Raw genomic sequence first — 13,335 nt, forward strand, 5'->3', positions numbered from 1 at the left:
AAGCCTCCGCATGTAACTGCGGAGGTTTTTGTAATTTCAATCCTCCTTTTTATAAAGCAGCATACTTCCTTTTTACAAACTGGCATGCTTTCTTTTTACATAGCCCCTTTACGAGCCTATGGTTTTGTTTTATAATAGTTGAGGTATAAAAACCTGCAGTGGAGGACTTTGCTAGTGAAAAATGTCAGCAATAAACTTATTATGTCAGTCAGCCGCTTACTGTTTGCGTTATATCTGATTTTATTGGCATATTTCTTGTTTTTTAGTGAACATTACGGAAGAACAATTATTTCCGGTGAGTATAGATATAATTTAACGCCATTTAAAGAGGTAAAGCGTTTTATAGAATATAGAAATATCATTGGGCCGGAAGGCTTTATTGTAAATATTTTTGGAAATATATTTGCTTTTGCACCTTTTGGCTTTGTGCTTCCTATTATTAGCCCGGATAACAGAAAGCTTTTGAATATAACCCTTTTAAGCCTTGAATTCAGCTTGACCATTGAACTGCTGCAGCTTATCTTTAAGGTGGGAATATTTGATGTGGACGATCTTATGATGAATACATTGGGAGGCTTCCTGGGCGGGGTATGCTTCATTTTAGCCAGAAAGCTGTTAAGATCAATTAGACGAGGGAAAAGATAAGGAATTGACGGGGTGAATTATGTTTAAGATAAGGAAAGAAACCTACAAATTTACAGGAAGAAGCCATTCCTTAAAGGGCATAGTATCGGCAGTGACAGGTGGTGTCGGTATTGTAAGTATTCTTGTGCTTTTTATTCTTTCGGGGGTCTACAGAGGAAATGGCTCCATCCTTTTTGGGGCTGGAGGAATGCTTCTCTTTGCCCTTACGGTAACGGGATTTATTCTGGGTGTGAAAGCCTGTACCGAAAAGGAAATTTACTATACCGCGCCCATTACGGGTATGGTGGCAAATGGGATATTATCGATTATTTTATTTATACTCTATATCATGGGACTGTTTATCTGATATTTTATCAAAAAGATGAAGGGGGTTAAGAAATGAAGTACAGGGAACTTATGAAGGAAGAAAATGACTCCGTCAGAGAACGTTACGAATTGGCGTTGGAGCGCATAAAGGGCATCAAAGTGGAAGCCGCCGTAAAGGAAGTATACAGGGATTATTTTATAAGAACGGCTGCCTTTATTGAGAAAGCAGCAGCTTTTCTTGCTCTTGCAGAGGAAGACAGGTTAAAGGATTTGACCTTGGAAGAGCTGTCGGCTCTAAACCGGGAGCTTTATGAGGATATATTACCGGATAATTACGAAGAGTCCTATGCCAATCCAGCCTATGCGGTACAAAAGCTTGGGAAAACCGGCAGACTCTTAAGCTATCTTTACAGTGAAATCAGGGGAATGATAGTATATGCGGCAGAAAACAGGCTGTTTTCCATAACAATTTATGCAGAACTCTTTATCGAGGTTTATAATTACCTGGAAGAGGAAGACGAGTATTCCTATAAGGATGTAAAGAGGGCAATCTATGATTTCAATATGGATTACTGCAGTGATATCATAGAATACCGTACCAGGGAGCTGCTTGATGAGGATCTTTCCTTTGCCGCAGATATCATAGAAGGCTGGGACTTAAAGGATTTAAGATACCTTTACCAGTTTGGTGAATACATCGGGGAAAATGAAAGAAGGATTGCTGAATTTTTAAATAATTTGCCGGAAGAAGAAATTAAGGCCATGGCATTTACCTATACGGATGGCTACCGCAGAGGGTTTCTGGCAGCAAATATAGATTTGACAAGGAAAAAGACTGTAAACATCCGCTATCATATCGGCTTTGAGCGTATGGTAAAATATGCCATCCGGAATTTCGCCCAAATGGGCCTTAAGCCGGTAATCTACCGTATGGCGGTAGACAGCAATAATAAAAGACAGCAATTAAGGCTTGGCTACCACTCCTGCGGGCCGAATTACCAGTATGACTATGACCACCGCTTTGATATCGGTCTTTATATGGATAAAGCTTTTCATGAACGCAGGCTGCAGTCCTACAAAGGTGCCTTTGAAAAATACAGGGACAAGGCTGCTCTCTACGCAGGGCCTTCTCTCATACAGATATTTGGTGAAAAGAACTTCATACCCAGGGTAAAGGCAGAAGCTGTCAAGCTTGATAAGAGGCAGCAGAAGCTTTTGGTAGCCTTTCAGCGGGACTCCAACATGGTATATTATCAGTATATCAAAGGGGATGAGACCAGCTTTACCATTATTGCATATCCTGTTCCGGAGATAGGCAGCAGATTTGAGGAAATCTTCCGGGAAACCGTGAAGGTCAATACCCTGGATAACGACACCTATAAGGCTATCCAGCAAAATATCATCGATTGCCTGGACAGGGGAGAATATGTCAGGGTAAAAGGCACCGGAAAGAACCGCACGGATTTAAAGGTCATGCTCCCTGAATTACAGAATCCGGAGAAAGAGACCATTTTTGAGAACTGTACGGCCGATGTTAATATACCCGTAGGTGAAGTATTTACTTCACCCAGGTTAACCGGCACGGAAGGTACCTTACATGTATCGAGGATATTTTTAAATGGATTGGAGTATATAGACCTTTCTATCACCTTTAAGGATGGTATGATTGCCGGGTATAACTGCGGCAATTTCTCCAGGGAAGAAGAGAATAAGAGCTATATGAAGGAAAATATCCTGTACAATCAGGAAACGCTGCCTATCGGGGAATTTGCAATCGGCACAAATACCACAGCCTATGTCATGGCCGGTAAATACGGTATCTGGGATAAGCTTCCCATCCTGATAGCGGAAAAGACCGGACCCCACTTTGCAGTAGGGGATACCTGCTATAAGATGAGTGAGGAGCTTGAGCTGTTCAATCCGGACGGCAAGAAGATTATAGCCAAGGATAATGAAGTGTCCATCCTTCGAAAGACCGAGATTGAAAAGGCTTATTTTAACTGCCATACGGATATCACGATTCCTTATGATGAACTGGCTGAGATAACGGTAGTTGAAAAGAACGGCAAAGAGACAGTAATCATTAAAGATGGCAGATTTGTTCTTGCGGGAACAGAAAAGCTGAATGAGGCCTTTTCATAATATATAGTAATTTATATTTAAAACGATAAGATTCAAGTAATGCGAAGAGCGGTGCTTGTAATAATAGCCGGATTCAGGGAGAAAGCCTGTAAGTCTGAGATTTCATGACTTACAGGCTTTGTTTTAGTTGGAAAAATAATATAACTCCAGTATTTCTTCTCAATTATCTGCATTTGCCAGCTTAGCAAAAGGATGATCACTATAAGTGATAAGTTTATATGGGAGATAGAAGCAATAGAAATGGTTATATAAATCATATTTATTGTGTCTGCATATTGATATTATTCGGTTGTCCGTATATAATTTATGGTGATTTTGTTTGCAAACGAAAGGTGAAGCCCGTTGACAGACGACATACACGCAGAAAAATGAAGGACGGTGAGAAAATTGAAACATATTTTTTTTGTTGAAGATGATTTGAGTTTAATTAGTGGTTTATCTTTTGCTATCAAAAAGCAAGGATATGAAATAGATGTTGCTCGTACAAGTCTTGAAGCAAAAGCACTATGGACAAATGAGAAGTATGATTTGGTGATTTTAGACGTGTCGCTTCCCGATGGCTCCGGTTATGATTTATGCAAAAAAATTCGTAAAACATCAAAGATACCGATTATTTTTCTTACTGCTGCTGATGAAGAAACGGATATCATAATGGGACTTGATATTGGCGGCGACGATTACATAACAAAGCCGTTCAAACTGGCGGTGTTTCTATCAAGAATAAATGCGCTGCTTCGCAGAAGTGACAACTTTAATCATGCTGATACCGAATTAAATTCTAATGGTATAAAAGTACAACTGCTAAAAGGAGAGGTATATAAAAATGGAGAACAACTTGACTTAACAGCAAGTGAGTATAAATTGTTACGTCTACTTATGGAAAATTCCGATATTGTTCTTTCAGCAGAACAGATTTTAAGCAAGCTATGGGACTGCGATGAAAACTATATAGACAATAATACACTTACCGTATATATACGCAGACTGCGTACAAAAATCGAGGACGATCCGGGCGACCCTCAAAAAATAGTGACGGTTCGGCGTATGGGGTACAAATGGAATACTGTTGATTGGGGTGTACGATGAAAATACTGGTAAACAGTAAAATCAAAAAACTTTTTTGTTTGGTAGTGCTGCTAATAGTAGCATTTACTTTGATTTCTACTGCTTTTATAGGTTTGAAATTTGAAAATTCAGCATTGTGTATATTGGTATGTTCCTTGTGCATGAGTATCTCCATATTGGCAATAGGTTATAGATATTTCAAGGAACAAAATGCAATCATGGAAAATGCAGTAACACAAATTAAAGGATATATTTCCGGAAATCAAAATGCACGTATTGAATGTGATGATGAGGGCGAGCTATACAGACTTTTTCATGAAGTAAATTCCTTAGTTTCTATTTTGAACGCCCACGCTGAAAATGAAGGGAAAGCAAAGAAATTTTTGAAAGATACCATTTCCGATATTTCTCACCAGTTAAAAACTCCGCTTGCTGCCCTTAATGTCTATAATGGTATTGTCCAAGAAGAAGCAAAGAATTTACCGACCTTCAATGAGTTTACTGTTCTTTCAGAGCAGGAACTTGACAGAATAGAAATACTGGTGCAAAACCTCTTGAAAATTACAAAACTCGACGCTGGAACAATCGTAATCGAGAAAGCCGAAGAAAATGTATCTGAAATGATGGGCTGTATAGAAAGACACTTTTCATTTCATGCCAAACAAGAGGAAAAGAAGATAATTCTATCCGGTGATGAAAATGTTACTTTATTGTGTGACCGCAATTGGCTGATTGAAGCAATCAGTAATATTGTTAAAAACGCCTTTGAACATACGCATAAAGGAAATGCAATTCATATTGAATGGAAACAATTTGCGTCTGTAGTTCAAGTCATCATAAAAGACAACGGGAGCGGTATTCACCCAGACGATTTACACCATATTTTCAAAAGATTTTATCGCAGTCGTTTTTCTAAAGACATACAAGGGATTGGACTTGGGCTGCCGCTTGCAAAAGCAATTGTTGAAGCACACAGCGGGACAATCGAGGTTGACAGCGAATTAGGTTTTGGCACTACTTTTATAATCAATTTTTTAATTCCTACAAAATTGTAGGGTAAGTGTCATATAACAGTAGGATTTACGTGATAACCTTTCAATAGCAAGACAGAAAGAGGTGTATAACCTATGAATTTATTGGAAGTTAAATCAATTTCAAAAATCTATGGCAGCGGTGAAGCTGCTGTACACGCATTAAAAGACGTTAGCTTTTCCGTTCCGAAAGGTGACTTTGTCGCAATTGTAGGAGAATCCGGTTCCGGCAAGAGTACGCTCCTAAATATGGTAGGTGCGCTTGATACGCCCACTGCTGGTAAGGTTTTTATTGATGGTAAAGATATTTTTTCCATGAAAGATAGCAGCCTGACAATTTTTCGGCGCAGAAATGTTGGATTTATTTTTCAGAGTTTTAATCTGATTCCAGAATTGAATGTTGAGCAAAACATCATATTTCCCATATTGCTTGATTATCAAAAGCCCGATAAAAAGTATCTAGAGGAACTACTTACGGTGCTTAATTTGAAAGAACGCCGCCACCATTTACCCAGTCAATTATCAGGTGGACAGCAACAGCGTGTAGCAATCGGACGTGCGCTGATTACGCGGCCGGCGCTTATTCTTGCCGACGAGCCGACAGGTAATCTGGACACGCAAAACAGCAGTGAAGTGATTACTTTGCTAAAAGAAGCTGCAAGAAAGTATCAGCAGACCATTGTTATGATTACCCATAATCGAAGTATCGCACAGACCGCAGACCGGATACTGCAAGTGTCCGATGGCATACTGACCGATTTAGGGAGGTGCCGTGAATGAAAAGCTATCTTAGCCTAATTCCGATTTCTGCAAAAGTACACAGACGGCAGAACCACAAGACGCTTCTGTGTATTATATTTGCCGTATTTTTGGTAACTGCCGTTTTTAGTATGGCAGATATGGGTGTTAGAATGGAGACATCAAGATTACTGAATAAGCAGCAGGACCTTAGTGGAAGATCGATGCGAACTCTATATTCTACAGCAGCTGTGCTGTTTGTGCTTATCATGATTGCAGGGGTGCTGATGATTTCAAGCAGTATAAACAGTAATGTTGCCCAAAGGACAAAGTTTTTCGGAATGATGCGCTGCATTGGAATGAGCAAACAACAGATTATCCGTTTTGTCAAACTGGAAGCCCTTAATTGGTGCAAACTTGCGGTTCCAATAGGTGTGATACTTGGGATTGTAGTCACATGGGGATTATGTGCTGTGCTACGGCTTCTTGTCAGTGAAGGGTTCTCCGGTATACCACTTTGGGGAGTCAGTCCAACTGGCATTATCAGCGGAATAATTGTGGGAGTTGTTACAGTACTCATTGCCGCCAGGTCTCCGGCAAAACGAGCTGCAAAGGTATCGCCTGTAACGGCAATATCGGGCAATTCGGAAAACACAAAAAATGCAACCCATGCGTTGAATATCTGTTTTTCAAAAATTGAAACTGCCCTCGGTATTCATCATGCAGTATCGGCAAAGAAAAATTTAATACTTATGACAAGCTCATTTGCTCTTAGCATCATCCTGTTTTTGAGCTTTTCAGTCTTCATTGAGTTTATCGGCTATATTATGCCCCAGTTTTCGGATACTCCTGATATCAACATTGATAGTAATAACAGTTCAAATTCCATAGACAGTGTACTGCTTGATAAAATAAGTGGTATGTCAGGTGTAAAACATGTTTTTGGCCGAAGGAGCTGCTTTGATATTCCGGCAGAAGTAAATTCTCAAACAAACACGATTGATATGATTTCCTACGATGATTATGATTTGGACTGTCTTACAAAAGATAAGCAACTGAGAAAAGGCAGCGATATTTCAAAAGTGTATGGGGACAGTAATTACGTACTTACAATCTGGGACAAGGATAATCCTTTAGCAATAGGCGATAAAATACAAGTAGGCAATAAGGAAGTAGAAATCGCAGGGCTGTTAAAATGTAACCCATTTAGTGATAACGGTGCTCCAAATGGGAAAATAACACTCATTACTTCTGGGAAAACTTTTACTCGCCTTACCGGCGTAACCGACTATTCAATTATTCTTATACAGACGACAAAAGATGCGACGGACAAAAATGTTGAAGCCATCCATAATGTCGTAGGTGAAAAGTACAAGTTTACTGACAAACGGGACCAACGGACTACGAACACATATAGTGCATTTACGTTTTTTGTATATGGATTTTTGACAATTATAACTTTGGTTTCTGTATTAAATATTATGAACAGTATTTCTATGAGCGTATCCGCAAAAATAAAGCAATATGGAGTCATGCGCGCGGTTGGTATGAATGAACATCAGATTACCAAAATGATAGCCGCTGAAGCGTTTACCTATTCTATATCAGGTTGTATTGTCGGAGTTGTAGTTGGTCTGTTCATTAACAAGTTACTATACGACAATCTTATTACTGCTTATTTTAACTACGCTACTTGGAGTATTCCTATTATGCATATCATTATTGTGCTTTTGGTTGTTTCGATTACGGCTATCGCTGCAATCTATGCTCCTTCAAAACGGATTCATAATATGGCGGTAACTGATGTAATTAATGAACTGTAAGACTGAATACTCTACTGTCTGCCGGACAGCGGCAAAAGAAAAAAAGCCGTCGTACAGCAGACATATCTTCATGTGCCAAAGAAACGGCGGCTTTGATTTTCAGAGCCGCCGTTTCTTTGCGTTTACAAAAATCTATGACAACTTACACGGATACGACGGTATCAGGGAGGTTTCCCTTTGTATGGTTGTGGAAAACAGTGCCTAATGGGGAAGGGGGGATTGGGAACGGACGATGATTTTGGCTTACTTTTCGTAATTTTCTCGTTCGGGGTTCCGAATTCCACTAAAATGCCGGCAGCTGTTCCTGGCAGGTGAAATTATACCAAACTCGCTGGAAGGTTGTTTCGTTGTGGAGCTGTGAGCTCAGACAGTGGTATAATTTTACCTAGGAACAGCTGCCGCCATTTAAGTGTCATTAGGGAACTCCTCAATAGAAAATTATGAAAGGTAAGCCGAAACCATCTGGGGGTTGGCAATAAACCCTCGGACGGTTGTTGTATTGTTTTGGTCTTATAGGGTTTTGGGCACGGAAAACATATAAGACCCAATTATGGATATACACAGATGACCAAGGGGGTTGTTTGGGCATTTTGTCTCAAGAGGTTCCTTATGACACTTAAGCGGCAGGAAACATGACTAGGTAAAGCAATGCCACTGTTTGAGCTCGATAACTAACACAGCCATATTTGTTACAGCGAGTTTGGCATTGCTTTGCCTGCCAGTCACGTTTTCTGCCGCTTTAGTGGAATAAGGGTTCTCGCGTAACAAAACGCCCAAACAACCCCCTTGGTCATCGTCCGTTTCCATAGCCTTCCTCCATGCATTTATTGTGGACTAAAACGAATATATCTTGACCAATATAGGCTTTCGAATTATAATAGAAGTATATTAGTTTAATGAAAAAACTAAATGATTTTATAGCAGAAAAGGAGAAAAAAGGATGAATATGCCGGAATTAAAATTGGGGATTGTAGCGGTAAGCCGTGATTGCTTTCCGATGTCATTATCAGAGGGAAGAAGAAAAGCGGTAGTAGAAGAATTCAGTAAGAAGAATGTTATCTATGAATGTCCGGTCGTAGTAGAAAGCGAAGTGGATATGAAAAAAGCCCTTGCTGATTTAAAAGAAGCTTCCTGTAATGCATTGGTGGTTTATTTAGGTAACTTTGGACCGGAAACACCGGAGACCTTGCTGGCAAAATATTTTGATGGCCCGGTTATGATCGTTGCAGCCGCTGAAGAAACAGGAGATAATTTAATACAGGGCCGTGGTGATGCTTATTGCGGAATGTTAAATGCAAGCTATAATCTGAAGCTCAGGAATATTAAGGCCTATATACCGGAATATCCGGTGGGCGATGCAAAAGATGTGGCAGAGATGATGGAAGAATTTATTCCGATTGCAAGAGCAATCATCGGATTAAATAATTTGAAAATCATCAGCTTTGGACCTCGTCCCCAGGATTTTCTTGCCTGCAATGCACCAATTAAACAATTATACAATCTTGGCGTGGAAATTGAAGAAAATTCAGAGCTTGATTTATTTGAAGCATTTAATAAGCATGCAAAGGATAAAAGAATTCCGGAGGTTGTAAAGAGCATGGAGGAAGAGCTTGGAGCTGGAAATAAAAAGCCGGAGATTCTTCACAAGCTTGCACAATATGAACTTACATTACTGGATTGGGTAGAAGGACATAAAGGTTCCAGGGAATATGTTGCAATCGCAGGTAAATGCTGGCCGGCCTTCCAGACACAGTTTGGATTTGTACCCTGTTATGTAAACAGCCGATTGACTGCAATGGGGATTCCGGTATCCTGTGAGGTTGATATTTATGGTGCCTTAAGTGAATTCATAGGTACTGTTGTATCCGAAGATACTGTAACCTTACTTGATATAAACAACACAGTTCCAAAGGATATGTATGAGTCTGAAATCAAAGGCAGCTACAACTATAAGCTAAATGATACTTTTATGGGATTTCATTGCGGAAATACGGCAGCCGGAAAATTATCTTTCTGCTCCATGAAATATCAGCTGATTATGGCTAGAAATTTACCGGAAGAAGTTACACAGGGAACTTTGGAGGGAGATATCGTCCCGGGAGATATTACTTTCTTTAGACTTCAAAGTACGGCAGATGCAAAGCTTCGTGGATACATAGCACACGGAGAGGTATTGCCGGTTGCGACTCGTTCCTTTGGTGGAATCGGTATTTTTGCAATACCGGAAATGGCAAGATTCTATCGCCATGTATTAGTCGAGGGAAATTATCCCCATCATGGTGCCGTAGCTTTCGGACATTTTGGAAAGGCCTTGTATGAAGTATTTAAATATGTGGGTGTAGAGGTAGAAGAAATTGGCTTTAACCAGCCAAAGTCAATGCTGTATAAAACAGAAAATCCATTTAATTAATGCCAAACTGTTAATTTAAATCAAAGTAAGCTCTTGTCAAAGGCCTGTATAGGCTTTCTGGCAAGGGCTTTTCTTTTGCTTAAATATGCTTATAATTATAACTGTTATTGATGAAAAAAAAGAAATTACATTATTTATAAGATTTTATGTATATTTTTATAGTAGTTTTTAATGATAATTTAAATTGTTAATTTAAAAGGAATACGATATAATAGGGCTAGTATAGTACCAATTTAGTCGGTGCTGGTTTTTTTGCAGCATATTGGATTTGCATCGGAGGTTACCATGGATAGAAGGAATTACTCAGATTTGGGTGAAGAAATCAGGGATATAGTTCAAAGCGCGGTAAATACAATGGACTTTCATCAATTGAATAGAGATATCAGTAATACGGTAGGAGGAGCCCTGGATGAAGTACGCCGTTCCCTGGGGAACGGGTATGGCAGATACCGGCAGAATAATCCCGGCGGTCCCAACGAAAACTGGAATCAGAATAATGACAGAAGCGGCAGCGGCTATCAAAGCGGCGGTGAAGCTCAAAGGGATAGGAGCTATCAGAGAGACAGGAGTCATCAAAGAGACAGGAGCTATCAGAGAGACAGGAGCTATCAGAGAGACAGGAGCTATCAAAGAGATGGAAGCTATCAAAGAGATGGAAGCTATCAAAGAGATGGAAGCCAGTCAGGAAACAGAGACTTTCAAAATAACCGCAGCTTTGGAAGAGAAGGACAGTATAACAGCGGTTCTTCCCAGCCGTATAACCAGCAGAGAAGTAATCAGACACAGGCATCTGCCGTTAAAAATGCTGTAATCCGGAAATATGCATTTCCCAGTGAACCGGTGGGAAGGGTATCCGGAATCCTGTATACGGTATTCGGAAGCATCGGCATGGGCGTATTTGGAGTCGGAGCCTTAGCCTTAGCAATGCTTGGCCAGCTGCTGGGAAAATGGGGATTATTTGGAACCATTGCCATTGGCCTGGTACCCTTCTTTGCACTCAGCGGATATTTAGCAGCAAGGGGCAGCAATATAAGAAAGCGTCTGCAGAGATTTAACCGTTATATCGGGTTAATTCAAGGACGGACCTATTCTTCCATAAAGGAGCTTTCCTCGGGAGTAGGACAAAGCCCCAAATATGTGTTAAAGGATTTGCGAAAAATGATTTCCATTGGTATGTTTCCCGAAGGGCATATCGACGAACAGGAAACCTGTTTGATACTTAACAGGGAAAGCTACAATCAATATCTGGAGCTGCAGAAGAATGCCCGGATGCAGGCAGCGGCTGAAACCGCCGGAAAGACAGAGCAGCAGGAGGCTCCGAAGAATGCTGCAAATTCTGCTGAAGTAAGACAAGCCATAGAAGCCGGAAGGAATTGCATAAGGCAGATAAGAGAAGCCAACGATGCCATACCCGGTGAAGAGATATCCAAGAAATTAGACAGGCTGGAGGATGTGATCGGAAAGATTTTCAACTATATAGAACAGCATCCGGACCAGCTTGACGATATTCAGAAGTTTATGGAATATTACCTTCCTACCACATTAAAATTAGTAAATGCATATAAGGAATTTGATAAGCAGTCCATACAGGGTGATAATATTACATCGGCAAAGAAGGAGATAGAAGAAACGCTGAATACCATCAATCTTGCCTTTGAGAATTTATTGGACAGCCTTTTTGTGGATACGGCAATGGACGTATCCAGCGATATATCCGTCCTGGAAACCCTGCTTGCCCAGGAAGGCCTGACACAGAAGGACTTTACATCAAATGAATAAATGGAGGAAAAACAGATGAATCAGGAAGTACCAACCTTAACCTTTGAGCCTTTTGAAGAGGCAGCCGCAGAAAAGTCATTTCCGCAGGCGGCAGAAGAAAAGCAGGAAGCAGCGGTGTTTGATGAGAGCACTCTTACACAGGATGAAAAAAAGCTGGTAGAGGATTTCGCCAGTAAGATTGATTTGAATAAATCAAGCCTGGTACTTCAATATGGCGCCGGAGCACAGAAAAAGATTGCTGACTTTTCGGAATCAGCATTGAATAATGTAAAGACCAAGGACCTGGGAGAAATCGGAGAGATGCTTTCAGGCGTGGTACTGGAATTAAAGAACTTTGACACGGATAATGAAGAAAAAGGCTTTTTAGGACTCTTTAAAAAAGGCTCCAATAAAATTAATGCCATGAAGGCTAAATATGATAAAGCCGAGGTAAATATTAATAAAATCTGCAAAGTACTGGAGGAGCATCAGATTCAGCTGCTAAAGGATATCTCAATGCTGGACAAAATGTATGATCTGAATAAGAACTACTTTAAAGAGCTGTCCATGTACATTCTGGCAGGTAAAAGGAAGCTGGAACAGGCACAGAACGAAGAATTACCCAAATTAATTGAGAAATCCAATAAAAGCGGATTCCCAGAGGATGCACAGGCTGTCAATGACCTTGTTGCTATTATCAACCGGTTTGAAAAGAAGATTCATGACCTGGAATTAACCAGGATGATTTCTATCCAGATGGCACCCCAGATTCGTCTTGTCCAGGGAAGTGATACCCTGATGACGGAAAAGATACAGTCCACCCTTGTAAATACCATTCCCCTGTGGAAGGGCCAGATGGTACTTGCCCTGGGCGTGGCTCATTCCGGACAGGCTGCCAGAGCCCAAAGGGAAGTAACCGATATGACAAACGAGCTCCTTCGGAAAAATGCAGAGACTCTTAAAATGGCTACTATTGAGACTGCCAAGGAATCGGAAAGAGGCATTGTTGATATCGAAACCCTTCGTAATACCAATGAGTCTTTAATCTCTACTCTGGATGAAGTAATGCGTATCCAGACAGAAGGCCGTCAGAAGAGAAAAGAGGCGGAAGTGGAATTGAACCGTATAGAAGGGGAATTAAAGAAGAAATTATTAGAGATGAGAGGCTGATTTCAAATTACAGGCAGGTTTATCTATTTAATAAGTATGAGTATTGTGCCTTGGCAGCTTCCATTGCATAAGTATAAATAAAAAAGCAGAGCAGGTGTGAACAGAATTTATTTGCACCTGTTTTGTTTTTTTATTTATATATATTTCTTCATAATAAAACTCTTCTATTAATTGTGTTAATAAATACAATAAGAAATTAATAACAGGAAACCATAAGACAAAAGCCAATGGCTATGATAAAATATAG

Annotated in this window: 12 protein-coding genes; 11 read left to right on the forward strand and 1 reads right to left on the reverse strand. The window is 40.2% G+C overall.

Annotated elements, in window-relative coordinates:
- The first annotated feature begins 174 nt into the window (after window positions 1–174).
- From BUB77_RS10715 to BUB77_RS29410, 8 genes are all read left to right on the forward strand, one after another.
- Entirely contained in the window at window positions 175–645 is a 471-nt protein-coding gene (locus BUB77_RS10715) for a VanZ family protein (protein ID WP_330392541.1), read from the forward strand.
- A gap of 19 nt (window positions 646–664) precedes the next feature.
- The gene (locus BUB77_RS10720) at window positions 665–991 is read left to right on the forward strand and encodes a DUF6142 family protein (RefSeq protein ID WP_073275639.1); all 327 of its coding nucleotides are present in this window, start codon (window positions 665–667) and stop codon (window positions 989–991) included.
- 32 nt (window positions 992–1,023) lie between these two features.
- A complete protein-coding gene (locus BUB77_RS10725) occupies window positions 1,024–3,093 on the forward strand; it encodes an aminopeptidase (protein ID WP_073275641.1) in 2,070 nt (689 codons plus the stop codon).
- 387 nt (window positions 3,094–3,480) lie between these two features.
- Entirely contained in the window at window positions 3,481–4,179 is a 699-nt protein-coding gene (locus tag BUB77_RS10735) for a response regulator transcription factor (protein WP_073275821.1), read from the forward strand.
- Complete coding sequence (locus BUB77_RS10740; protein ID WP_073275645.1) at window positions 4,176–5,213, forward strand: sensor histidine kinase; 1,038 nt, start codon at window positions 4,176–4,178, stop codon at window positions 5,211–5,213. The genes BUB77_RS10735 and BUB77_RS10740 overlap by 4 nt, the downstream gene beginning before the upstream one ends.
- Window positions 5,214–5,285: 72 nt before the next feature.
- A complete protein-coding gene (locus BUB77_RS10745; RefSeq protein WP_073275647.1) occupies window positions 5,286–5,969 on the forward strand; it encodes an ABC transporter ATP-binding protein in 684 nt (227 codons plus the stop codon).
- Window positions 5,966–7,750: an ABC transporter permease gene (locus BUB77_RS10750; protein ID WP_073275649.1), complete on the forward strand. Its 1,785-nt coding sequence runs from the start codon at window positions 5,966–5,968 to the stop codon at window positions 7,748–7,750. Before BUB77_RS10745 ends, BUB77_RS10750 begins: the two co-directional genes overlap by 4 nt.
- Window positions 7,740–7,955: a hypothetical protein gene (locus BUB77_RS29410; protein ID WP_139241155.1), complete on the forward strand. Its 216-nt coding sequence runs from the start codon at window positions 7,740–7,742 to the stop codon at window positions 7,953–7,955. The genes BUB77_RS10750 and BUB77_RS29410 overlap by 11 nt, the downstream gene beginning before the upstream one ends.
- Before the next feature lie 431 nt (window positions 7,956–8,386).
- Here BUB77_RS29410 and BUB77_RS29875 read toward each other — a convergent pair whose 3' ends face one another.
- Window positions 8,387–8,557 carry a hypothetical protein gene (locus tag BUB77_RS29875; protein WP_170866631.1) on the reverse strand — a complete coding sequence of 57 codons (171 nt, stop codon included), beginning with the start codon at window positions 8,555–8,557 and terminating at the stop codon, window positions 8,387–8,389.
- Between the two features lie 133 nt (window positions 8,558–8,690).
- On the opposite strand from BUB77_RS29875, the gene BUB77_RS10755 reads away from it, so the two are divergent.
- The 3 genes from BUB77_RS10755 (at window position 8,691) to BUB77_RS10765 (ending at window position 13,088) form a co-directional block, all read left to right on the forward strand.
- Window positions 8,691–10,160 (forward strand): L-fucose/L-arabinose isomerase family protein, encoded by a 1,470-nt coding sequence (locus BUB77_RS10755; protein ID WP_073275651.1) that lies wholly within the window; start codon window positions 8,691–8,693, stop codon window positions 10,158–10,160.
- A 285-nt stretch (window positions 10,161–10,445) separates the two neighbouring features.
- Window positions 10,446–11,939: a 5-bromo-4-chloroindolyl phosphate hydrolysis family protein gene (locus BUB77_RS10760; protein ID WP_073275653.1), complete on the forward strand. Its 1,494-nt coding sequence runs from the start codon at window positions 10,446–10,448 to the stop codon at window positions 11,937–11,939.
- Window positions 11,940–11,954: 15 nt separating this feature from the next.
- Window positions 11,955–13,088 carry a toxic anion resistance protein gene (locus tag BUB77_RS10765; protein ID WP_330392543.1) on the forward strand — a complete coding sequence of 378 codons (1,134 nt, stop codon included), beginning with the start codon at window positions 11,955–11,957 and terminating at the stop codon, window positions 13,086–13,088.
- Window positions 13,089–13,335: the final 247 nt, after the last annotated feature.

This window comes from Anaerocolumna jejuensis DSM 15929 (assembly GCF_900142215.1).
Lineage (GTDB): Bacteria > Bacillota > Clostridia > Lachnospirales > Lachnospiraceae > Anaerocolumna > Anaerocolumna jejuensis.